Genomic DNA, 22,268 nt, shown 5'->3' with positions numbered 1-22,268 from the left:
TGAAAACGCCTGCCGCCCGGGAAGGACACTTCTAAAATCGCAGGATGAGCCAAGCCCCCCAATACCGCATCGCCCCCAGCATCCTGTCCGCGGATTTCGCGCGCCTGGGCGATGAAGTCCGGCAGGTGATCGATGCCGGCGCCGACTGGATCCACTTCGACGTGATGGACAACCATTACGTGCCCAACCTCACCTTCGGCCCGATGATCTGCGAAGCGTTGCGCAAGCACGCCGTCACCGCCAGCGGCCAGCGCGTGCCCATCGACGTCCACCTCATGGTGCAGCCCGTCGACGCCCTGGCGCAGGCCTTCTGCAAGGCCGGCGCCGACCTGGTCAGCTTCCACCCGGACGCCAGCACGCACGTCGATCGCACGCTGCAGCTGATCCGCGCCGAGGGCTGCCAGGCGGGCCTGGTGTTCAATCCGGCCACGCCGCTCGATGTGCTCGAATGGGTGATCGACAAGGTCGACCTCGTCCTCATCATGAGCGTCAACCCAGGCTTCGGTGGGCAGAGCTTCATTCCCGCGGCGTTGAAGAAGGTCGAACAGGCGCGTCGCATCATCGACCAGAGCGGGCGCGACATCCGCCTGGAGGTCGATGGCGGCATCAAGGCGACGAACATCCGCGAGGTGGCCGACGCCGGCGCCGACACCTTCGTGGCCGGCAGCGCCATCTTCACCCACAAGGACTACAAGGCCGCGATCGACGCGATGCGCGCCGAGCTGGCGCGTGCCTGAGCGGCACGACGTCCGCCTTCGCCCCATGCAGGTGGCCGACCTGCCGGCCGTGATGGCCATCCAGGCGGCCTGCTACGGGCTCGAGCTGCTCGAACCGGAGGCGGTGCTGCGCGCCCGACTGGAACGTGCGGACGACACCTGCTGGGTCGCCGAACGGGGCGGACAGGTGTGCGCCTACCTGGCGGCCTACCGGTCGGCGCTGGGCGCCGTGACGCCCTTGCACGCCGTGTTCCGGCCCGCACCCGTGCCGGACACCCTCTACCTGCACGACCTGGCCGTGGACCCTGCCCATCATGGCAAGGGTGTGGGCCAGCGCCTCGTCGATGCCCTGCTGCTGAAGGCGGCGCGCGAGGGCCTTGGATGGTCGGCCCTCGTGGCGGTGCGCGGCGCGGCGGCGTTCTGGGAACGGTTGGGCTTCGTCTCGCATCCGGTGATTGCGGCCCCGCAGGACCAGCGGCTCGCGAGCTACGGGCCTTCCGCCTGCTACATGGCGCGCCCGCTGGCCGTCTGAGCGGAGGCCCCGGCGGTCGCCCCATGGCCGATGACAGCTCGATGAACCCCGAAGCGCGTCGGGTCACCGCCCTGGCCCGCCGCATTCGCCCTCATGATTCGCTGCTCGAACGGAGGTCCATTCCATGTCCAGCGAGTTCACGGCCCACGAGCGGCTCTTTGAGGTGGAGGAGCATGTCGAGATCGGCGAAACCTACCTGGCCACGCAACAGGCGCGCCTGGCCGAGTACCTGGCCCGCGGTGAAGACCCGGTGCAACTGGCGCGCATGATGCAGGTCATGCAGGATCTGCTCGATGGGCTGCGCGTCCGCCGCGCCCGCGCCGCGGCCGACGTGCTGACGCTCCGCCGTGGCGAAGCGGGCTCGCCATCGTCTTGCCCCTCGCTCCACAGCACCGTGCAACGGCCAGCGCGCCTGTCGAACCGCGACGGCTCCCTGTCATGACCTTCGGACGCAGCCATGCGGCGCTCGTCGCCGAGTACCAGAGCCTCATGGACGAGGAACGCGTCCTGTGGAACGTGATCGTGGGCGAACTGCAGGGCTTGGCCGAAGGCACGGCCAGCGAGCAGGCGGCCGAGGCCGACATGCGGCGCTGGGCCGAGGTGCGGGAGCGCCGAGCCCAACTGGACCAGGTGTTCGACGCGCTCACGCGTTCTCGCCAGTCCGCTGCCTGACAGGTCCTCGCGCGGACCGGGGCGTCCCGATCGATGCGCCGAGCCCGGGCACGGAGGCCGGCCCGGTCGGGCGCGCTACAACGGCGACGCCGTCATCAGGTGCTCAGGGGAGAGGCAGTCGGGGATCGGTCACGACATTCTGACTGGCACCGCGACTGGTGGGGATGCGCCTGTGCGTTGCAGGAGCGAACGGGCGAGAACCTCGGGCAGGCCGCTGCCGAGGCTCGCCCGCGGTGCCGCATCATTCCATGGCGATCTGCTTGTCGGTGAGTGTGGCGTTGAAGATCAGGCGCTTCGGAGCGCTTGGCGTCCACGGCGCCCAGGTGGTTCCGAGCGCTGGGTGATTGGGGTCACCCGTGCGCATGAAGGCGCCCACGCTGCGCATCATGGCCTCGGACAACGCTTCGCGCCCAGCCGCGTTGGCCAACGTGTAGTTCACCGAGAAAAGGCCTTTGCCGAAGTTGCCGAACATGAAGGGCACGTCCATGCCGTGTCCGGCCCCGTACAGAGTCTTCCACGGCTCGGGGCCTTGCGACCACAGCCAGTGGTAGGCATACACCTTCGGCTGCCGTGGCCACAGCAACGACAGCGCCTGGTTGGCGAGCGCACCGTAGGTGGCGGCCGTGGTCGCTGCGGCCGTGGCGTTGTAGCTCTCGACGGTGACCTCCGGCTTGAGGATGTCCGCAACGGAGGGCGCACCGGCCGCAGTCGGGTTTTCCGGGTCGAAGTCGAACATCATGAGGAAGCGCTGCGCGTCGTTCACCTTGTAGCTCGACTGCATGAACATCTTGCTTTCGTCGCCGGTCATCCCCGAAATCAGCGGCACGTTCGTGTAGGCACCGGAAGCAATTGCCGCTTCCACGCTTTCGGGCAGCACCGTGCCATCGGCGATGTTGTCCGCCTGGCCGGAGGAGGTCAGCACGAGAATTTCCGGCGTCGCTTCCCGCAGCGCCTGCGCGACCTGTGCAGGCGACATGCCGGCGATCACCGTGGCGACGTTGTCGGCAGTGGCCTTGTTGCCGAGCACGAGCACCTTGCTCAGGACCGACTGGGCGTAGGTTTCCGATCGCGCGAGGGTGTTCAGACGCAAGCCCCCGCTCATGGCCACGGCCTTGTGGAAGTAGCCCTTGTCCTTCGTGAGCGGCGAAACCATGAGGCTGTAGATGTCCACGGCGCCGGCCGACTGGCCCATCACCGTGACGTTCGCCGGGTCGCCGCCGAACGCGGCGATGTTGTTGTGCACGAACTCGAGGGCCTTGATCTGGTCGAGCGTTCCGAAGTTGCCCGAGTTGGCGAGCGAATCGCCGTCGACCCGCAGGGCCGGGTGGCGCAGCCAGCCGAAGACGCCGAGGCGGTAGTTCACCGACACGACGATGGCGTTGTTGATTCGCGCAAAGTTCGCCCCGTTGTAGCCCGGGTTGCTGGTATAGCCCACGGTGTTGGCGCCGCCGTGGAACCAGACGATGACGGGCAGCTGCGCCGCGTCGGAGGCGGGCCGCCAGATGTTGAGAGACAGACAGTCCTCGGCGCCCATCACCTGTCCGAAGGTGTTGGCGATGTCCCGGCTGAAGCCGTCATCGGCCTTCGGCGGGGCATAGAAGCTGCCAGGTTGCGCGCACGACCGACCGAAGGCCTTGGTGGCCAGCGGCATGGTCCAGGCGCTTGGCTCCTTCGGCGGCATCCATCGCAGCGCGCCGACCGGGGGCTGCGCGTACGGAATGCCGAGCCAGGCGTAGGTGGCGCTGGCGGTGTTGGCCAGGCCCTCCACCTTGCCGAAGGCCGTCGTGCGCACGAGCGGGTCGGCTGCCGGCACGGTTGCCGTGGCGTCGTCGTCGCCCCCACAAGCGGACAGCGTGCCGAGCGCGGCGAAGGTGAGGCAGAGGTGCGCACGTCTGCGCCAAGTGAGAGTGGCCACGAGATGTCTCCGATCGATGGATGGTTCGAGTCGATCACCATAGGGACATCGCGTCCGGCGGGCTTGGACCGGTTTGCTGTCTTGGGGCCGAAGCGACGCCGACTCGGGTTTGTCCTGAGATCAGGAACGGTGAGATTCACTGCCCAGGTGCACCTGCACGGCCTGGCTGCGCGCGAACGATGGCTTCTGTCCGTACCAGCGCTGGTAGATGCGGCTGAGGTAGGCGGAGTCGGGCAAGCCGCAATCGTGGGCGACGCAGGTGAGGGAGTCCTTGCCGATCAGCAAGGGCTTGAGCAGACGCCGCTGCTTTTCCCATGCGAGGTAGCTGCGCAGCGGGATGCCCAATGCCGAAGAGAACACGTGCGAGGCACGGTGGTAGGAAAGTCCGAGGTGCTGGGAAATCCGCTCCAGGGCGAGAGAATCGTGCCGGGCACCGACAACCGCATCGAGCATCCCCGAACGGCGGGGGTCGTCGATCGGCGGCGGGGCAAGCTGTGCCAGCGCGGTGGCGACGATGTCGTCGAACGCCTGGGAAGGCGCTCGGGCGAGTGGCGTGCCGCTGCTGAAGGCCGCGAGGTCCGCGGCGTGAGGGTGGAATGCGGAGTGATCCAGCGGCGCCACACCCAAGGGCGACAGCGCGCGAAACCCGGGGAACATCGGCGCGGCCGGGGCAACGTTCAGGCTCACCAGTCCCACGCCACGCGCAGACAGTCCCCGGCACACGTTCGGGCCGATGGCGAACGCATTGTGCGAGCACCGTTTTCCCTCGACCTCCACCGTGAACGTCGACCCGTCCACTGTGAGCAGTACGACGCCCGCCGGACGCGACGTCGCAGCGGTGACAACCCATGGGCTCGCGTAGACGAACCCGTGGGGGAGCACGTACAGCTGGTCTCGACGTTGGTGGGACAGGCGACCGTAGGCCGACACGGCACCGTTGGATGCGACAGGCGGGATCGAGGACATGCGACTCCTATCCGGGTGGAACGAGCACCGGGCCCGTCACGACACCGCTTGAACCGCCCGATCGGGGTTGACCATGCTATGCAATTGCCCGCCTGCAACCATCAGGTCAAGCACGGGGCGGCTGTTCCGCTGTGCGGGAGCCGTTTGCCTTTCTGGTGCCCGCACGGTGCGTGGTCCTGCGTCTCGTGGCCGGACGTGCGCCGCGCACGCGGGCCTCTTGCGGCGCCCCGATGCGTCTCGTGGCCGTCCCCATCCGCCAGCGGTACCGAACGTGCTTGCTCCGCACGCGCGTCAATCCACGTTCCGGGGCGTCGTCGTCGGCCTGGGAGGCCTCGGCCGCCGCAGGCTGATTGGCGTCCTGCCACACGGAGCGCTTACAGTGATGCAACCCACCATTCTTGAAATGATGAACGCCATTCAGTCCGCACAATCCCGCTTCGACGCCGCCATCATCGACCTGGACGGCACGATGGTCGACACCCTCGGCGATTTTCAGGTCGCGCTCAATGCCGCCTTGGCGGACCTGGGGCTGCCCCGGGTGGAGAAGGCCTTCATCGAGCAGACCATCGGCCGCGGCTCCGAGCATCTCGTCCAGCAGACTCTAGCCCACGTGGGTGCGGCGCCCGTCCACTTCGATGTGGCGTACGCGCGCTACCAGCATCATTACGAACGGGTGAACGGCAAGCACGCCAGCGTGTACGACGGTGTGATCGAGGGCCTGGTGCGGTTGCAGCAGCGCGGCCTGCGGTTGGCGTGCCTCACCAACAAGCCGACCGCGTTCGCCCGCGTCCTGCTCGCGCAAAAGTCACTGGCGCCATTCTTCAGCGTTTGCAACGGCGGCGACAGCTTCGAACGCAAGAAGCCGGATCCGCTGCCCCTGCGGCGGACCTGCGAGGCACTGGGCGTGGCGCCTGCGCGGGCACTCGTCATCGGGGACTCGGTGAACGACGCCCTGGCGGCCCGGGCCGCGGGTTGTCCGGTCGTGCTGGTGCGCTACGGCTACAACCACGGGCAGCCGGTGACCGAGGTGGACTGCGATGCGGTGATCGATCGGCTCGATGCGGTGGCGATCGACTGAAGCGGCGGCTACGCGCGTGGCGGCCGACCTTCAGTCGCCCATGCGCCCGAGCAGGCGTTCCTTGAGCAGCGAGTCGGCGGGCGATTTGCCGAGCCAGATCTTGATGAGGGCCGAGTAGAACTCGGGCTCCTTGATCGGTTGGCCCGCCGGCTTGCCGTTGACGGAGATGACGGTGCCCGTGCCGGGAATCCAGTCGGCCGTGAACGAGTCGCCAGCGGACAGCTTCTTGTACTGGAAGAAGATGTCGCTCATGGTGAGCACGCCGGCCACCGACTTGGAGAACTCCTCGCGTGGCGCGTTGTCTTCCATGCCGCGTGCGAAGAGCTTGCCGAGTTCGCCGGCATTGATCTCGCGCAGCATCACGACGTGCATGCGCTTGGGGCCGTCCTGGGCGAGCACCGCTTCGGTGGTGCCGGCGCGTGAGGGCAGGTAGAGCGCGGCGGTATACACCTTGAAGATCGCCTTGAGCCGCAGGCCGGCGCCGTTGAGCTGCAGGCGCGTGTTGCCCACCTGCGCGCTGTCTTCGTACTTGACGCCCGCCACGGTGAGCGGCACGGCATGGGCAGAGGCGGTGGCCAGCAGGGCGGCCAGGACGAGGAGGGTTCGGCGGATCACGCAGGTTCCTTCGATGAAGAACGATCGGCCATCACGGCGGCCGCGGCCACAAGGTGACGGATTGTGACAGCCGGAAGACGCCGCGCAGCCCCCCAGATGGATGGGGAAAACGCGGGTCACGGCGTGCCGAGCCGGGCAAAGTGCGGAGCCTGCTACACTTTTTCGATGTTCATCGCGCGCAAGCAAACCAAAGGGTCGCACGACCGGGGAGCCTGGCCCTGGCGGGGCCGGACCACGTTGGTTTGACTTTGCCGCGGGCCAGTCCGGGGTCTCTCCTGCAGAGGCTCTCGTGCCCTCCGGCGCCATCGGCGGCCCTTGCGGCCCGCCCTGCCGATCAATCACCTGCGGGCGCGCCTGGCGCCGCCTGCCGGGCCGTGGAGGGCCCTGAGACGTGATCACCCAATCCGAGTTCAATCGCCTGGCCGACGAGGGCTACAACCGCATTCCGCTGACCGCTGAAGCGTTCGCCGACCTCGAAACCCCCTTGTCGCTGTACCTGAAGCTGGCCCGTGGCACAGGCGACGGCCGCAACAGTTTCCTGCTCGAGTCCGTGGTCGGCGGCGAACGCTTCGGCCGCTATTCCTTCATCGGCCTGCCCGCGCGAACGCTGCTGAGGGCCTCGGGGTTCCGGACCGAGGTGGTAACCGATGGCCGCGTCGTCGAGACCGTCGAAGGCAACCCGCTCGACTTCATCGCTGAATACCAGAAGCGCTTCAAGGTGGCGCTTCGCCCCGGACTGCCCCGCTTCTGCGGCGGACTGGCCGGCTACTTCGGCTACGACGCCGTTCGCTACATCGAGCCGCGGCTGGCCGACAGCACGCCACCGGGCGGCCTCGACACGCCGGACATCCTGCTGCTGCAATGCGAGGAGCTGGCCGTCATCGACAACCTGTCGGGGCGCCTGTACCTGATCGTCTACGCCGACCCGGCGCAGCCCGATGCCTACGCCGTCGCGCAACGCCGGCTGGCCCAACTGGCCGACCACCTGCACGACAGCGTGGTGGCGCCCACGGTGCATCCCGCGCCGCCGCAGCCGGTGGAGCGCGGCTTCGCCAAGGACGACTACATCGCCGCGGTGCTGCAGGCCAAGGAGTACATCGCCGCTGGCGACATGATGCAGGTCCAGGTGGGCCAGCGACTCCAGAAGCGGTTCACCGCCTCGCCGCTCAGCCTGTACCGGGCGCTGCGATCCCTGAATCCGTCGCCCTACATGTACTTCTACGACTTCGGCGACTTCCAGATCGTGGGCGCCTCGCCCGAGATCCTCGTGCGCCAAGAGCACACGCCGGAGGGCGACAAGGTCATCATCCGGCCGCTCGCCGGCACCCGACCGCGCGGCGCCACGCCCGAGGAGGACAAGGCGCTCGAGGTGGAACTCAAGGCCGACCCGAAGGAGCGCGCCGAGCACGTGATGCTGATCGACCTGGCACGCAACGACATCGGCCGCATCGCCAGGACCGGCAGCGTGAAGGTGACGGAGGCCTTTGTCGTCGAGCGCTATTCGCACGTGATGCACATCGTGAGCAACGTCGAGGGGCTGCTCAAGGACGGCATGACGAGCCTGGACGTCCTGCGCGCCACTTTCCCGGCGGGCACGCTGACCGGCGCGCCCAAGGTGCGTGCGATGGAGATCATCGACGAGCTCGAGCCCGTCAAGCGCGGTATCTATGGCGGCGCCTGCGGCTACCTGAGCTTTGCGGGCAACATGGACGTGGCCATCGCCATCCGCACCGGCATCGTGAAGGACGGCATGCTGTACGTGCAGGCCGCCGCGGGTGTGGTGGCCGACTCCGTGCCGGAGCTCGAATGGAAGGAAACCGAGGCGAAGGCGCGGGCGCTGCTCAGGGCCGCCGAGCTCGTCGAGGAGGGCTTCTGACATGCTGCTGATGATCGACAACTACGACAGCTTCACCTTCAACCTCGTGCAGTACTTTGCCGAGCTGGGTGAGGACGTGCGGGTGTTCCGCAACGACGAAATCACGGTACAGGGCATCGCCGAGCTGCAACCGGACCAGCTGGTGCTGTCGCCCGGACCGTGCTCGCCGGCGGAGGCCGGTGTGTGCGTCGAGGCCATTCGCCACTTCACCGGGCGGCTGCCCATCCTGGGCGTGTGCCTGGGGCATCAGGCGATCGGTGCCGCCATGGGCGGTCGCATCGTGCGGGCCGGCCGACAGATGCATGGCAAGACCGACGTCATCACCACCGATGGCAAGGGTGTCTACCGCGACCTTCCGGAACGCTTCACGGTCATTCGCTATCACTCGCTGGTCATCGAGCGCGACAGCCTGCCGGCCGAGCTCGAGATCACCTCGACCTCGGAGGACCACGAGATCATGGGGGTGCGCCATACCGGCCTGGCCGCGACGGCCACGCCGCTGGAGGGTGTGCAGTTCCACCCCGAGTCCATCCTGACCGAGCATGGCCACGCCATGCTGAAGAACTTCCTCACCATGTCGCGGGGCGCCTGAGATGTCCATCACCGATACCGAAGCCCTCGCGCGCGTCATCGAGCACCGGGAGATCTTCCACGACGAGATGCTGGCGCTGATGCGCCGCATCATGCGTGGCGAAACGTCGCCCGTGATGATCGCGGCGCTGGCCATGGGCCTGCGCGTCAAGAAGGAAACCATCGGCGAGATCACGGCCGCGGCGCAGGTCATGCGCGAGTTCGCCACGCCGGTCGAGCTCGCTGACAAGCAGCACCTGGTCGACCTGTGCGGCACCGGCGGCGACGGCGCCCACACGTTCAACATCTCGACCGCCGCCATGTTCGTGGCCGCGGCCGCGGGTGCGCGGGTGGCCAAGCACGGTGGGCGCAGCGTCTCGTCGAGCACCGGAAGCGCCGACGTGCTGGAGGCGCTGGGCGCCTCGGTGAACCTGTTGCCCGAGCAGGTGGGACGGTGCCTGGACGAGACCGGCATCGGCTTCATGTTCGCGCCCAACCACCATGCCTCCATGAAGCATGCGGCGCCCGTGCGCAAGGAGCTCGGCGTGCGCACCTTGTTCAACATCCTCGGGCCCCTTACCAATCCCGCGCGCGCACCCAACCAGCTGATGGGCGTGTTCCACCGCGACCTGGTCGGCATCCAGGTGCGTGTGCTGCAACGGCTCGGCGCCGATCACGTCATGATCGTCCACGGGGCCGACGGCCTGGACGAGATCTCCATCTCCGGTGACACCTTCGTCGGCGAACTGCGTGACGGGCAGGTGAGGGAATACACGATCCATCCACGCGAGTTCGGCATGAAGATCGCCGACCTGGACGAACTCAAGGTGGCCGACAAGCAGGAGTCGGTCGCGTGCATCGAGCGTGCGCTCGGCAACGAGCCGGGCCCCATGCGCGACATCGTGCTGCTGAACGCGGGCGCCGCCCTCTACTGCGCCAACGTGGCCGGGTCCCTGGGTGACGGCGTGGAGCGTGCGCGCGAGGCGGTCGCCTCGGGGCGGGCGCGCGCAAAGCTTGCAAAGTTCGTCCACACCACCCGCCAGTTTCAAGCAGCCACCCCATGAGTGACATCCTCGACAAGATCGTTGCCGTCAAGCGCGACGAGATCTCTGCGGCACGGCGTCGCCGTGACGAAGCGTCAATTCGACGTGACGCCGAAGGCCGCACCGACGTGCGCGATTTCGTCGGCAGCTTGCGCGCGCGCATCGGCGCTGGCCAGGCGGCCGTGATCGCGGAGGTGAAGAAGGCGAGCCCGAGCAAGGGCGTGCTGCGCGAGCATTTCGTGCCGGCCGAGATCGCCGAGAGCTACGCGCGGCACGGCGCTGCGGCGCTCAGCGTGCTCACCGATGCCCAGTTCTTCCAAGGGGACGCGGCCTACCTCGAGCAGGCCCGGTTGAGCTGTCCGCTGCCGGTCCTGCGCAAGGACTTTATGGTCGACGCCTACCAGGTGTTCGAGGCGCGGGCGATGGGGGCTGACTGCATCCTGCTGATCGCCGCCTGCCTGGACGATGCGCTGATGGTCGACCTGGAGGCACAGGCCCACGCGCTCGGCATGGCCGTGCTGGTCGAGGTGCACGATGGGGCCGAACTCGACCGCGCCCTGCGGCTGAAGACGCCGCTCGTGGGCATCAACAACCGCAACCTGCGCACGTTCGAGGTCACGCTCGACACGACCCTCGGCCTGTTGCCCCGTGTGCCGTCCGACCGGCTGCTGGTCACGGAGAGCGGCATCCTCGGCCGTGCCGACGTGGCCCGCATGCGCGAGTCCGGCGTGCATGCCTTCCTCGTGGGTGAGGCGTTCATGCGCGCACCCGACCCCGGCCGGGCGCTCGAGGCGCTGTTCGCTTGACGCGTCAGCCGGCGCTGTTCGAGGCGGGCGGGTGCCTGGCCGCGCCGCTGTCGGCACTGCTGGACACGGTGCCGGCCGACTGGCGGCCCGTGGTCGATCGCTGGCGTGACGCGGAGGCGGGCCGCTCCCTGGCCCGCTTCGTCGACGAGCGGGTGGCCGGGGGCGCCACGGTGTACCCGGCCGCGGTGTTCCGGGCGCTCGAACTGACTCCGCTCTCGGACGTGAAGGTCGTGATGGTCGGCCAGGATCCGTACCACGGTCCAGGTCAGGCCCACGGGCTCGCGTTCAGCGTCCCGAGCGGGCAGAAGACGCCGCCCAGCTTGCGCAACATGCTGCTCGAGTTGAGGCGCGACCTCGGCATCGAACGGCCCGGCACCGATCTCTCCGGGTGGGCACGGCAAGGCGTGCTGCTGCTCAACACCAGCCTCACCGTTGAGGACGGCCAGCCCGGAAGCCATGCCCGACGCGGATGGGAGTCGCTCACCGAAGCGCTGCTGCAAGCCGTTGCCCGCAGGCCGGAACCGTGTGCGTACCTGCTGTGGGGCGCGCACGCCCAGCGCTTCGAAGCCCTCATCCGGTCGGCGGTGCCGGCCGGGGCACCCGTGCCGCTGGTGCTGATGTCGAATCATCCGTCGCCCCTCTCGGCGCGACGCCCCCCGGTGCCTTTTCTGGGCAATGGCCACTTCGGCGCGGTTCAGCGCTATCTGGCGGCGCACGGCCGACCGATCGACTGGTCGGCCTGAGCGCTGTGGGCCGGCGTGTGCCGCCGGCCGGTTCGATCAGAAGAAGTAGAACGACCCGTACACACCGCCGTGCGTGCCATCGAAGGTGCGGCCACGGTAGACGCCGCTCTTGCCCTCGAACTTCTCGCTCACGGCGCGCACCTTGACGCTGAAGCGCTCAGCGAAGAAGTACTCGCCCTCGACCACGATGCCGGTGCGTGTCTTGAAGTCGGAGTCGAAGCCGCCCACCGCGCCGCTCGAATTCACCTGGGCGTCGAAGGCGTGGCGGACGCCGCCACCCAGGCGGAAGCTGTCGGTGAGGCTGACGAAGGCGAGCAGCTCGACGGGCATGCGGGTGAACTCATAGTCGCCGTTGGAGCCGTTGGCCGAATCGGCGTGGTAACCGATGTTGGCTTGCATCGAGATCGGCCCGCCGAGCGCCACGTCGACGCCGGCCTGCAGGTGGATGATGCCGCCGGTGCGTACCGTGCTGCTCGTGCCGTTGCTGAAGTCGAACTCCTCGAGCCGGTCACCGCCGAACGTGAGCCCCATGCCGAAGAACGGGCGGACGGTTTCACCGGGACGGGACTGGGCCTGGGCGGTGCCGGCGATCAGCAGGGAGGCCAGGGCCAGGACGAGGGTTCTCTTCATGGAGTGCTTTCGTGATGACAGGGGTGGGGACTTGCGAATTATCGAGCGCCGCCTGGCGCGCCGGGTCCCACAATCGAGGGTCCTGCGGCGAAATCGCCCTTCGATCGCGCACAACGATTGTCAGCGAACTTCTGACGATGTATACTCCCGAGTTCGCTGCGGAGGGGTGGCCGAGTGGTTAATGGCAGCAGACTGTAAATCTGCCCTCTTACGAGTACGCTGGTTCGAATCCAGCCCCCTCCACCACAGCACCAGTTGCAGGCGTAGCAAAGCAAGACCTTCAAGGCGCGGCCGGAACGGCGGGCGGCGAGGGGCTCCCGGGCGGGAGTAGTTCAATGGTAGAACCCTAGCCTTCCAAGCTAATGACGCGGGTTCGATTCCCGTCTCCCGCTCCACTCCGCTGTCGATTGCGGTGCCCGGCTCGCCGGGGTGCGCCGGGAAGTGTGGTGGCGAGTTGATGAAGAGTGTGCAGTCGTGCCCTCACAGGTCTGTCCGTCGCGGCGGACAGACCTGTGCAGGTATCGGTGGTAGTGATACTTCGGCCCATATGGCTCAGTGGTAGAGCACTCCCTTGGTAAGGGAGAGGTCGCGCGTTCGATCCGCGCTATGGGCACCAGTTTTGTAGACCCTGTGGACCTGTTTGTGACTGAGGCGCCCTACCCGGGTGTTGGTCTACGTCGACGGCAAGGAGCAGAAAATGGCAAAAGGCAAATTCGAACGGACCAAGCCCCACGTGAACGTGGGCACGATCGGTCACGTGGACCATGGCAAGACGACGCTGACGGCAGCGATCACGACGGTGCTGTCGACCAAGTTCGGCGGCGAAGCCAAGGCGTACGACCAGATCGACGCGGCACCTGAAGAGAAGGCCCGCGGCATCACGATCAACACCGCGCACGTCGAGTACGAGACGGCCAACCGCCACTACGCACACGTCGACTGCCCGGGGCACGCCGACTATGTGAAGAACATGATCACGGGTGCTGCGCAGATGGACGGCGCGATCCTGGTGTGCTCGGCCGCTGACGGCCCGATGCCCCAGACCCGCGAGCACATCCTGCTGGCCCGCCAGGTGGGCGTGCCTTACATCATCGTGTTCCTGAACAAGTGCGACATGGTCGACGACGCCGAGCTGCTCGAGCTGGTCGAAATGGAAGTGCGCGAGCTGCTGGACAAGTACGACTTCCCCGGCGACGACACCCCGATCATCAAGGGTTCGGCCAAGCTGGCGATGGAAGGCGACAAGGGCGAGCTGGGCGAAGGCGCGATCCTGAAGCTGGCCGAAGCCCTGGACAGCTACATCCCGACGCCTGAGCGTGCCGTTGACGGCGCGTTCCTGATGCCGGTGGAAGACGTGTTCTCGATCTCGGGTCGTGGCACGGTGGTGACCGGTCGCGTCGAGCGCGGCATCATCAAGGTCGGCGAGGAAATCGAGATCGTCGGTATCCGCGACACCCAGAAGACGACCTGCACGGGCGTGGAGATGTTCCGCAAGCTGCTGGACCAGGGCCAGGCTGGCGACAACGTCGGCATTCTGCTGCGCGGCACCAAGCGTGAAGACGTCGAGCGCGGCCAAGTGCTGTGCAAGCCGGGCAGCGTGAAGCCGCACACCCACTTCACGGCCGAGATCTACGTGCTGAGCAAGGAAGAGGGTGGCCGTCACACGCCGTTCTTCAACAACTACCGTCCGCAGTTCTACTTCCGCACGACCGACGTGACGGGCGCAGTGGAGCTGCCGGCCGACAAGGAAATGGTCATGCCTGGCGACAACGTCAGCATCACCGTGAAGCTGATCAACCCGATCGCGATGGAAGAAGGCCTGCGCTTCGCCATCCGTGAAGGTGGCCGCACCGTCGGCGCCGGCGTGGTTGCCAAGATCCTCGCCTGATCTGATATTCGTTGCTGTTCCACAGGGGTGTAGCTCAATTGGCAGAGCGCTGGTCTCCAAAACCAGAGGTTGTGGGTTCGATTCCCCCCGCCCCTGCCAGGCCCGGGCCCTGAAGCCCTCGACTTGGTGATCACGGCAGCCCGCAAGGAGGTTCATCCCCTGCGGGCTTTGCTGCTGAAGGGCAGTCCGTGTTTTCCAACGAGGCGCCTGGCATGGGTCGTGGGCCTGTAACCATCTGACGAAGCGAAATGTCGAATCCGCAAATTGAAACGGTCTCTACCGGGGCCGACAAGGCCAAGCTCGCTGCCGCGGGCGTGCTGGTTGTCGCCGCCGTGGCCGTGTTCTACGTGCTGGGCAAGCAGGACCTGTGGCTGCGCGTTGCCGCGCTGCTCGTGCTGCTGGCTGCTGCGGTGGGCACGTTCTTCGTGTCCGAGAGCGGCAAGCAGCTGATCGCCTTCGGTCGCGACTCGGTCAAGGAAGTGAAGAAGGTTGTCTGGCCCACCCGCAAGGAAGCCGGGCAGATGACCCTCTACGTGTTTGCGTTCGTGGTCGTCATGGCCTTGTTCCTGTTTCTGACCGACAAAACGCTGGAATGGGTGCTGTACGACCTGATTCTCGGTTGGAAGCACTGAGGAAAGACTGATGAGCGAAGACATCGCAAGCACCGAAGCCGCAGCTCCGGCCCCCGCGCCTTCCAACAAGCGCTGGTACGTGGTTCATGCCTATTCGGGCATGGAGAAAGCCGTCGAGCGCAACCTGCGCGAGCGCATCGACCGCGCCGGCATGCAGGACAAGTTCGGCCGCATCCTCGTGCCGATGGAAGAAGTCGTCGAGCTCAAGAACGGCAAGAAGGCCGTGACCGAGCGCCGCTTCTACCCGGGTTACGTGCTGGTCGAAATGGAAATGGCCGACGACACCTGGCACCTGGTGAAGCACACCAGCAAGGTGACCGGTTTCGTGGGTGGCGCGAAAAACCGCCCCTCGCCCATCTCGGAGGCCGAGGTCGCCAAGATCGTCACCCAGATGCAAGAGGGTGTCGAGAAGCCGCGTCCGAAGGTCGAGTGGGAAGTGGGCGAGACCGTCCGGGTCAAGGAAGGCCCGTTCACGGACTTCAACGGCGCGGTCGAGGACGTCAACTACGACAAGTCCAAGGTGCGCGTCTCGGTCACCATCTTCGGCCGTGCCACGCCGGTCGAGCTCGACTTCTCGCAAGTCGAGAAGGTCTGACCCGCTGATCGAACACGAGCCCCGGTGGGAGGCTCGCCGGGCCCGCGAGGGCCTTGCCTTTCCCGCCCGTAGCCAGCCGTCGACGAGATGACGGCAAGAGGAGCAAAGGTAACCAGCCCTTTGCGTTAGCACTCAGGGGCCCGCGACATGTCGGGCCTTCACTGGAGTTAGAGCATGGCCAAGAAAGTTGTCGGCTACATCAAGCTGCAAATCCCGGCGGGCAAAGCAAACCCGTCGCCCCCGGTCGGTCCGGCGCTGGGTCAGCGCGGTCTGAACATCATGGAGTTCTGCAAGGCGTTCAACGCCCAGACGCAGGGCATGGAACCGGGCCTGATGTTGCCCGTGGTGATCACCGCGTTCGCGGACAAGTCGTTCACCTTCATCCTCAAGTCGCCCCCGGCGACCGTGCTGATCAAGAAGGCACTCAAGCTGGACAAGGGTTCGCCCACGCCGCACAGCGCCAAGGTCGGCAAGCTGACCCGCGCGCAGGCTGAGGAAATCGTGAAGACGAAGCAGAAGGACCTGACGGCCGCCGATCTCGACGCCGGGGTTCGCACGATCGCAGGTACCGCCCGCTCGATGGGCGTGACGGTGGAAGGGCTCTGATCATGGCAAAACTGACCAAACGTCAAAAGTCCCTCGTGGGCAAGGTCGACTCGACCAAGCTGTATCCCCTCGACAATGCGCTCGCGCTGGTCAAGGAATACGCCACCGCCAAGTTCGATGAGTCCATCGACGTGGCCGTGCAGCTCGGCATCGACGCGAAGAAGTCGGACCAGGTCGTTCGTGGCGCCGTCGTGCTGCCCAACGGCACCGGCAAGACCAAGCGCGTCGCCGTGTTCGCCCAAGGCGCCAAGGCTGATGAAGCCCGCGCCGCTGGCGCCGACGTCGTCGGCATGGAAGACCTGGCCGAACAGGTCAAGGCCGGCAAGATGGATTTCGACGTCGTGATCGCTTCGCCGGACACGATGCGGATCGTCGGTACGCTCGGCCAGATCCTCGGCCCGCGCGGCCTGATGCCGAACCCGAAGGTCGGCACCGTGACGCCCGACGTCGCCCAGGCCGTTCGCAACGCCAAGGCGGGTCAGGTGCAGTTCCGTGTCGACAAGGCCGGCATCGTGCACTCGACCATCGGTCGTCGTTCGTTCGACTCCGACAAGCTGGTTGCCAACCTGCGCGCGCTGGTCGAGGCCCTGAACAAGGCCAAGCCGGCATCGAGCAAGGGCGTGTACCTGCGCAAGGTCGCCGTGTCGTCGACGATGGGCGTGGGCGCCCGCGTCGATGTCTCGTCGATCAACGCTGCAGCCGCCGGCTGATTTTGAATTGACGGTTCGCGCGAGTCTGGCGCGAACCCGAGGAGTTTGGTGGGCCGGGCCCGAACGCATTGCGTCCGGGCCCGGGTCATCCAAGACCGCAGGTGCGGCTCACGCCGCTTAATCGACGAATCGCATCCCTCGGGGAGTGTTTCCGACGCCCGCGCAGATGGCGGTCCCGCTGAAAAGGAATGAATCTCTGGATGGATTCCTGGACAGAAGGTCGCTGAACTTGAGTGTGCCGGAGGGTGCCCCGCAAGAGGCATCCGAAGGCACGAGATGTGAGGAGTAGACCTTGAGTCTCAATCGCAACGAGAAACAGACCGTGGTGACGGATGTGGCGGCCCAGGCGGCCAAGTCGCAGACGCTCGCGCTGGCTGAGTACCGTGGCCTCACCGTCGCTCACCTCGACGCACTGCGCAAGCAGGCTCGCGAAAAGGGCGTGTACCTTCACGTGCTGAAGAACACCCTGGCTCGTCGCGCTGTTGCTGGCACGCCGTTCGAAGTGGCCTCGGATGCCATGGTCGGTCCGCTGATCTACGGTTTTTCGGAAGACGCTGTCGCCGCGGCCAAAGTCATTGCTGACTTTGCCAAGGGCAACGACAAGCTCGTCATCAAGGCTGGCGCGCTCAACGGCAAGTCGCTCGACGCCGATGGCGTGAAGGCACTGGCCGCCGTGCCGTCGAAGGAAGTGCTGCTGACGCAGATCGCCGGGCTGCTGCAGTCCCCGATCGCGCGTTTCGCTCGCGCCCTCGTCGCCGTGGCGGACAAGAAGGGTGGCGGCGCCGAAGCGCCTGCTGCCGAAGCCGCTGCTGCCTGATCTGTTCAAACATTCATCTATCTAGGAATCCAAAATGGCATTCGATAAAGACGCTTTCCTGTCCTCCCTGGACGCAATGTCGGTCCTCGAGCTCAACGAGCTGGTGAAGGCCATCGAAGAGAAGTTCGGCGTGTCGGCTGCCGCCGTCGCTGCTCCGGCTGCTGGCGGTGGCGCTGCCGCCCCGGCCGCTGAAGAAAAGACCGAATTCAACGTCGTGCTGCTCGAAGCCGGCGCGAACAAGGTCTCGGTCATCAAGGCCGTGCGCGAACTGACGGGCCTGGGCCTGAAGGAAGCCAAGGACCTGGTCGACGGCGCTCCGAAGAACGTCAAGGAAGCCATCGCCAAGGCCGACGCAGAAGCTGCGGTCAAGAAGCTGGTGGAAGCCGGCGCCAAGGCCGAACTCAAGTAATTGCGTTTCCCGCAAGGGGCTGGGTGCCGATGAGGCCCCCAGCCTTTTGTGCTTCCTGGGGGTAGGGTCTTGTCAAGGCCTAATCCCCTTGGAGACCACCTGTAAAAGCCATTCGGTTGACAATCGAGGGCTTTTTCAAGTGTTCTCTGATCCGACTGCAGAGAACGGGTTTGGTCGGGCCCCGGTGCAACGCCGGGGTTGTCCGCCAGCGGTTGGTAGTGGCCAACCACCAAGCTTCGAACGCAAGGTTCGAAAGACAGTCGCCTTCGGGGACGAAGCCCTAGGCCCGGGCATCGTTCCCTGAGACGGAGTGAGAAATCACATATGGCGCAGCAAACAACCCCCTACAGCTATACCGAGCGCAAGCGGATCCGCAAGAGCTTCGGTAAACGCGAGAACGTCCTGAACGTCCCCTATCTGCTCACGATGCAGAAGGAGTCGTACGTTGCCTTCCTGCAAAAGGACGTCCCGCCGCAAAAGCGCAAGCCCGAGGGCCTGCAGGCCGCGTTCATTTCCGCGTTCCCCATTGTTTCGCACAATGGTTTCGTCGAGATGAAATTCATCGAGTACAACATGGCCAAGCCTGCGTTCGACACGCGGGAGTGCCAGCTGCGGGGGCTCACCTACGCGGCCGCCGTGCGCGCCAAGCTGCAGATGATCATCTATGACCGTGAGTCGCCGCAAGCGAAGACGGTCAAGGAAATCAAGGAGCAGGAAGTCTACATGGGTGAAGTGCCCCTGATGACCGACTACGGCTCCTTCATCGTGAACGGCACCGAGCGCGTCATCGTGTCGCAGCTGCACCGTTCGCCTGGCGTGTTCTTCGAGCACGACAAGGGCAAGACCCACTCGAGCGGCAAGCTGCTGTTCTCGGCCCGGATCATTCCGTACCGCGGCTCCTGGCTCGACTTCGAATTCGACCCGAAGGACATCCTGTACTTCCGTGTCGACCGCCGCCGCAAGATGCCGGTGACGATCCTGCTGAAGGCCATCGGCCTGAACCCGGAATCGATCCTCGCGCACTTCTTCGTGTTCGACAACTTCCGCCTGATGGACTCCGGGGCCCAGATGGAGTTCGTGGCGGACCGCCTGCGCGGGGAGATCGCCCGCTTCGACATCACCGACAAGAACGGTACCGTCGTCGTCGAGAAGGACAAGCGGATCACGGCGCGCCACACGCGCCAGATCGAGCAGTCCGAGACCCAGTTCATCAGCGTGCCCGAGGACTTCCTCGTGGGCCGTGTGGTGGCACGCAACATGGTCGACCCGGACACCGGCGAGATCATCGCGAAGGCCAACGACGAGCTGACCGAGACGCTGCTGAAGAAGTTGCGCCAGGCCGGCGTCAAGGACCTGCAGTGCCTGTACACCAACGAGCTCGACGAAGGCGCCTACATCTCGCAGACGCTCTCGACCGACGAGACCGCTGACCAGCTGGCCGCGCGCGTGGCCATCTACCGCATGATGCGCCCTGGCGAGCCGCCGACCGAAGACGCGGTGGAAGCCCTCTTCAACCGGCTGTTCTACAACGCCGACACGTACGACCTGTCGCGCGTGGGCCGCATGAAGTTCAACGCCCGCGTGGGGCGTGACTCCGCCGAGGGTCCGATGACCCTCAGCAACGACGACATCCTCGACGTGGTGAAGATCCTCGTCGAGCTGCGCAACGGCCGTGGCGAAGTGGACGACATCGACCACCTCGGCAACCGTCGCGTGCGCTGCGTGGGCGAGCTGGCCGAGAACCAGTACCGCTCGGGCCTCGCCCGCATCGAGAAGGCCGTCAAGGAGCGTCTGGGCCAGGCCGAGACCGAAGCCCTGATGCCGCACGACCTGATCAACTCCAAGCCGATCTCCGCGGCGCTCAAGGAGTTCTTCGGTGCGTCGCAGCTGTCGCAGTTCATGGACCAGACCAACCCGCTCTCCGAGATCACGCACAAGCGCCGCGTCTCGGCCCTGGGCCCGGGCGGTCTGACCCGCGAGCGCGCCGGCTTCGAAGTCCGTGACGTGCACCCGACCCACTACGGCCGCGTGTGCCCGATCGAGACCCCGGAAGGCCCGAACATCGGCCTGATCAACTCGCTCGCGCTGTACGCCCAGCTGAACGAATACGGCTTCCTCGAGACGCCGTACCGTCGGGTGACGGAAGGCAAGGTCACCAACCAGATCGACTACCTGTCGGCCATCGAGGAAGGCAAGTACGTCATCGCCCAGGCGAGCGCGACGCTCGACGCCGAAGGCCGCCTGATCGACGAACTGGTGAGCGCCCGTGACAACGGCGAATCGGTGCTGACCTCGGCCGAGCGCATCCAGTACATGGACGTCGCCCCGACCCAGATCGTGTCGGTCGCTGCCTCGCTCGTGCCGTTCCTCGAGCATGACGACGCGAACCGCGCGCTGATGGGCGCCAACATGCAGCGCCAGGCCGTGCCGACGCTGCGCCCCGAGAAGGCCCTGGTGGGTACCGGCGTCGAGCGCGTCGCCGCCAAGGACTCCGGCACCGTCGTGGCTGCGCGCCGCGGTGGCGTGGTGGACTACGTCGACACCAACCGCATCGTGATCCGCGTCAACGACAAGGAAACCGTGGCGGGCGAGGTCGGCGTCGACATCTACAACCTCATCAAGTACCAGCGTTCCAACCAGAACACGAACATCCACCAGCGCCCGATCGTCAAGCGTGGTGACGTGGTCGCCGCCGAGGACATCATTGCCGACGGCGCTTCCACCGACATCGGTGAACTGGCCCTGGGCCAGAACATGCTGGTCGCGTTCATGCCCTGGAACGGCTACAACTTCGAAGACTCGATCCTGATCAGCGAACGGGTCATCGCCGAAGACCGCTACACCTCGATCCACATCGAGGAACTGGTCGTCATGGCGCGTGACACCAAGCTCGGCTCCGAGGAAATCACGCGCGACATCCCGAACCTGAGCGAGCAGCAACTGGCCCGTCTGGACGAGTCGGGCATCGTGTACGTGGGTGCCGAAGTGAACCCGGGCGACACGCTGGTGGGCAAGGTCACGCCGAAGGGCGAGACCACGCTCACGCCGGAAGAGAAGCTGCTGCGCGCCATCTTCGGCGAGAAGGCTTCCGACGTGAAGGACACGTCGCTGCGCGTCGACCAGGGCACGAGCGGCACCGTCATCGACGTCCAGGTCTTCACCCGTGAAGGCATCGTGCGCGACAAGCGCGCCCAGCAGATCATCGACGATGAACTCAAGCGCTACCGCCTCGACCTGAACGACCAGCTGCGCATCGTGGAGGCCGACGCCTTCGACCGGATCGAGAAGCTCCTGGTCGGTCGCATCGCCAACGGCGGCCCGCAGAAGATCGCCAAGGGCACGGCCATCGACAAGGCGTACCTCGCCAGCGTCGAGAAGTACCACTGGTTCGACATCCGCCCGGCGGAAGACGACGTGGCGAACCAGCTCGAGTCGATCAAGAACTCGCTCGAGCAAACCCGCCACAGCTTCGACCTCGCCTTCGAAGAGAAGCGCAAGAAGCTGACGCAAGGCGACGAGCTGCCCGCGGGCGTGCTCAAGATGGTCAAGGTGTACCTGGCCGTCAAGCGTCGCCTGCAGCCTGGCGACAAGATGGCCGGCCGTCACGGCAACAAGGGTGTGGTCTCCAAGATCAACCCGGTCGAGGACATGCCTTACATGGCCGATGGCACCCCGTGCGACATCGTGCTGAACCCGCTCGGCGTGCCGTCGCGGATGAACGTCGGCCAGGTTCTCGAGGTTCACCTCGGCTGGGCCGGCAAGGGCATCGGCCAGCGCATCGGCGACATGCTGCAGCAACAGGCCAAGGTGGTCGAGCTGCGCAAGTTCCTCGACGAGCTGTACAACAAGTCGGGCGGCAAGACCGAGCGCCTGGACCACCTGACGGACGAGGAGATCCTCGAGATGTCGCGCAATCTCAGCAAGGGCGTGCCGTTCGCGACGCCCGTGTTCGACGGCGCGAAGGAAGAGGAGATCCGCGGCATGCTCAAGCTGGCCTACCCGGACGACATCGCCAAGGCCAAGGGCCTGACCGATACCCGCACGCAGGCCCAGCTGTACGACGGCCGCACCGGCGATCCGTTCGAGCGGCCCGTCACGGTCGGCTACATGCACGTGCTGAAGCTGCACCACCTGGTCGACGACAAGATGCACGCCCGTTCCACCGGCCCGTACTCGCTCGTCACCCAGCAGCCGCTGGGCGGCAAGGCGCAGTTCGGTGGCCAGCGCTTCGGCGAGATGGAAGTGTGGGCGCTGGAAGCCTACGGCGCGTCCTACGTGCTGCAGGAAATGCTGACCGTGAAGTCCGACGACGTGAATGGCCGTACGAAGGTGTACGAGAGCATCGTCAAGGGTGAGCACGCGATCGAGGCCGGCATGCCGGAGTCGTTCAACGTGCTGGTCAAAGAGATCCGTTCGCTCGGTATCGACATTGAACTCGAGCGCAACTAA

22 protein-coding genes and 4 tRNA genes are annotated in these 22,268 nt (G+C 66.1%); 22 read left to right on the top strand and 4 right to left on the bottom strand.

Annotated elements, in window-relative coordinates:
* The first annotated feature begins 44 nt into the window (after nucleotides 1-44).
* The 4 genes from rpe (at nucleotide 45) to ACSQ2F_RS18565 (ending at nucleotide 1,920) form a co-directional block, all read left to right on the top strand.
* A complete protein-coding gene (rpe, locus tag ACSQ2F_RS18580) occupies nucleotides 45-737 on the top strand; it encodes a ribulose-phosphate 3-epimerase (RefSeq protein ID WP_436025516.1) in 693 nt (230 codons plus the stop codon).
* A gap of 25 nt (nucleotides 738-762) precedes the next feature.
* The gene (locus tag ACSQ2F_RS18575; RefSeq protein ID WP_436025514.1) at nucleotides 763-1,248 is read left to right on the top strand and encodes a GNAT family N-acetyltransferase; all 486 of its coding nucleotides are present in this window, start codon (nucleotides 763-765) and stop codon (nucleotides 1,246-1,248) included.
* 124 nt (nucleotides 1,249-1,372) lie between these two features.
* Entirely contained in the window at nucleotides 1,373-1,690 is a 318-nt protein-coding gene (locus ACSQ2F_RS18570) for a hypothetical protein (RefSeq protein WP_436025512.1), read from the top strand.
* Nucleotides 1,687-1,920 (top strand): hypothetical protein, encoded by a 234-nt coding sequence (locus ACSQ2F_RS18565; RefSeq protein ID WP_436025510.1) that lies wholly within the window; start codon nucleotides 1,687-1,689, stop codon nucleotides 1,918-1,920. Before ACSQ2F_RS18570 ends, ACSQ2F_RS18565 begins: the two co-directional genes overlap by 4 nt.
* 241 nt (nucleotides 1,921-2,161) lie before the next feature.
* Here the strand turns inward: ACSQ2F_RS18565 and ACSQ2F_RS18560 are convergent, their stop codons facing one another.
* Both ACSQ2F_RS18560 and ACSQ2F_RS18555 read right to left on the bottom strand, forming a co-directional pair.
* Nucleotides 2,162-3,835, bottom strand: a complete 1,674-nt coding sequence (locus ACSQ2F_RS18560; RefSeq protein ID WP_436025508.1) for a carboxylesterase/lipase family protein — start codon at nucleotides 3,833-3,835, stop codon at nucleotides 2,162-2,164.
* A 120-nt stretch (nucleotides 3,836-3,955) separates the two neighbouring features.
* On the bottom strand, nucleotides 3,956-4,801 hold the full coding sequence (locus ACSQ2F_RS18555) for a helix-turn-helix domain-containing protein (RefSeq protein ID WP_436025506.1): 846 nt from the start codon (nucleotides 4,799-4,801) through the stop codon (nucleotides 3,956-3,958).
* A 382-nt stretch (nucleotides 4,802-5,183) separates the two neighbouring features.
* On the opposite strand from ACSQ2F_RS18555, the gene gph reads away from it, so the two are divergent.
* Nucleotides 5,184-5,879: a phosphoglycolate phosphatase gene (gph, locus tag ACSQ2F_RS18550; protein ID WP_436025504.1), complete on the top strand. Its 696-nt coding sequence runs from the start codon at nucleotides 5,184-5,186 to the stop codon at nucleotides 5,877-5,879.
* 30 nt (nucleotides 5,880-5,909) lie between these two features.
* On the opposite strand, the gene ACSQ2F_RS18545 is transcribed toward gph, so the two are convergent.
* Nucleotides 5,910-6,494 (bottom strand): chalcone isomerase family protein, encoded by a 585-nt coding sequence (locus tag ACSQ2F_RS18545; protein WP_436025502.1) that lies wholly within the window; start codon nucleotides 6,492-6,494, stop codon nucleotides 5,910-5,912.
* A 391-nt stretch (nucleotides 6,495-6,885) separates the two neighbouring features.
* On the opposite strand from ACSQ2F_RS18545, the gene trpE reads away from it, so the two are divergent.
* The 5 genes from trpE to ACSQ2F_RS18520 are packed head-to-tail and all read left to right on the top strand — an operon-like array spanning nucleotide 6,886 to nucleotide 11,532.
* Complete coding sequence (gene trpE, locus ACSQ2F_RS18540) at nucleotides 6,886-8,370, top strand: anthranilate synthase component I (protein ID WP_436025500.1); 1,485 nt, start codon at nucleotides 6,886-6,888, stop codon at nucleotides 8,368-8,370.
* 1 nt (nucleotide 8,371) lies between these two features.
* A complete protein-coding gene (locus tag ACSQ2F_RS18535) occupies nucleotides 8,372-8,962 on the top strand; it encodes an anthranilate synthase component II (protein WP_436025498.1) in 591 nt (196 codons plus the stop codon).
* A gap of 1 nt (nucleotide 8,963) precedes the next feature.
* The gene (gene trpD / locus ACSQ2F_RS18530; RefSeq protein ID WP_436025496.1) at nucleotides 8,964-10,004 is read left to right on the top strand and encodes an anthranilate phosphoribosyltransferase; all 1,041 of its coding nucleotides are present in this window, start codon (nucleotides 8,964-8,966) and stop codon (nucleotides 10,002-10,004) included.
* Nucleotides 10,001-10,789, top strand: coding sequence for an indole-3-glycerol phosphate synthase TrpC (gene trpC, locus ACSQ2F_RS18525; RefSeq protein ID WP_436025494.1), 789 nt, complete (start codon nucleotides 10,001-10,003; stop codon nucleotides 10,787-10,789). The genes trpD and trpC overlap by 4 nt, the downstream gene beginning before the upstream one ends.
* On the top strand, nucleotides 10,786-11,532 hold the full coding sequence (locus ACSQ2F_RS18520; RefSeq protein WP_436025492.1) for a uracil-DNA glycosylase: 747 nt from the start codon (nucleotides 10,786-10,788) through the stop codon (nucleotides 11,530-11,532). The genes trpC and ACSQ2F_RS18520 overlap by 4 nt, the downstream gene beginning before the upstream one ends.
* Nucleotides 11,533-11,568: 36 nt before the next feature.
* Here the strand turns inward: ACSQ2F_RS18520 and ACSQ2F_RS18515 are convergent, their stop codons facing one another.
* Nucleotides 11,569-12,162 carry an outer membrane beta-barrel protein gene (locus tag ACSQ2F_RS18515; RefSeq protein WP_436025490.1) on the bottom strand — a complete coding sequence of 198 codons (594 nt, stop codon included), beginning with the start codon at nucleotides 12,160-12,162 and terminating at the stop codon, nucleotides 11,569-11,571.
* A gap of 160 nt (nucleotides 12,163-12,322) precedes the next feature.
* Between ACSQ2F_RS18515 and ACSQ2F_RS18510 the strand changes: the two genes are divergently transcribed.
* The 12 genes from ACSQ2F_RS18510 to rpoB all read left to right on the top strand — a co-directional run bounded on the left by ACSQ2F_RS18510 (nucleotide 12,323) and on the right by rpoB (nucleotide 22,268).
* Nucleotides 12,323-12,408, top strand: a tRNA-Tyr gene (locus ACSQ2F_RS18510).
* Between the two features lie 75 nt (nucleotides 12,409-12,483).
* Nucleotides 12,484-12,557, top strand: a tRNA-Gly gene (locus ACSQ2F_RS18505).
* Nucleotides 12,558-12,703: 146 nt separating this feature from the next.
* Nucleotides 12,704-12,778 (top strand) — tRNA-Thr (locus ACSQ2F_RS18500).
* An 81-nt stretch (nucleotides 12,779-12,859) separates the two neighbouring features.
* Nucleotides 12,860-14,050, top strand: a complete 1,191-nt coding sequence (gene tuf / locus ACSQ2F_RS18495; protein ID WP_436025465.1) for an elongation factor Tu — start codon at nucleotides 12,860-12,862, stop codon at nucleotides 14,048-14,050.
* A gap of 23 nt (nucleotides 14,051-14,073) precedes the next feature.
* Nucleotides 14,074-14,149: transfer RNA gene (locus ACSQ2F_RS18490), tRNA-Trp, on the top strand.
* A 149-nt stretch (nucleotides 14,150-14,298) separates the two neighbouring features.
* Nucleotides 14,299-14,682: a preprotein translocase subunit SecE gene (gene secE / locus ACSQ2F_RS18485; RefSeq protein ID WP_436025488.1), complete on the top strand. Its 384-nt coding sequence runs from the start codon at nucleotides 14,299-14,301 to the stop codon at nucleotides 14,680-14,682.
* A 10-nt stretch (nucleotides 14,683-14,692) separates the two neighbouring features.
* Nucleotides 14,693-15,277: a transcription termination/antitermination protein NusG gene (gene nusG / locus ACSQ2F_RS18480; RefSeq protein WP_436025486.1), complete on the top strand. Its 585-nt coding sequence runs from the start codon at nucleotides 14,693-14,695 to the stop codon at nucleotides 15,275-15,277.
* Between the two features lie 174 nt (nucleotides 15,278-15,451).
* The gene (gene rplK, locus ACSQ2F_RS18475) at nucleotides 15,452-15,883 is read left to right on the top strand and encodes a 50S ribosomal protein L11 (RefSeq protein WP_436025484.1); all 432 of its coding nucleotides are present in this window, start codon (nucleotides 15,452-15,454) and stop codon (nucleotides 15,881-15,883) included.
* A 2-nt stretch (nucleotides 15,884-15,885) separates the two neighbouring features.
* Nucleotides 15,886-16,593, top strand: a complete 708-nt coding sequence (rplA, locus tag ACSQ2F_RS18470; protein WP_436025482.1) for a 50S ribosomal protein L1 — start codon at nucleotides 15,886-15,888, stop codon at nucleotides 16,591-16,593.
* A gap of 292 nt (nucleotides 16,594-16,885) precedes the next feature.
* Nucleotides 16,886-17,410 (top strand): 50S ribosomal protein L10, encoded by a 525-nt coding sequence (rplJ, locus tag ACSQ2F_RS18465; protein WP_436025480.1) that lies wholly within the window; start codon nucleotides 16,886-16,888, stop codon nucleotides 17,408-17,410.
* Nucleotides 17,411-17,444: 34 nt separating this feature from the next.
* Nucleotides 17,445-17,819 (top strand): 50S ribosomal protein L7/L12, encoded by a 375-nt coding sequence (gene rplL, locus ACSQ2F_RS18460; RefSeq protein WP_436025478.1) that lies wholly within the window; start codon nucleotides 17,445-17,447, stop codon nucleotides 17,817-17,819.
* 324 nt (nucleotides 17,820-18,143) lie between these two features.
* The gene (rpoB, locus tag ACSQ2F_RS18455; RefSeq protein ID WP_436025476.1) at nucleotides 18,144-22,268 is read left to right on the top strand and encodes a DNA-directed RNA polymerase subunit beta; all 4,125 of its coding nucleotides are present in this window, start codon (nucleotides 18,144-18,146) and stop codon (nucleotides 22,266-22,268) included.

Source organism: Rhizobacter sp. LjRoot28 (assembly GCF_964253025.1).
Taxonomy (GTDB): Bacteria; Pseudomonadota; Gammaproteobacteria; order Burkholderiales; family Burkholderiaceae_C; genus Rhizobacter.
This window is presented reverse-complemented; position numbering and strand designations above follow the sequence as displayed.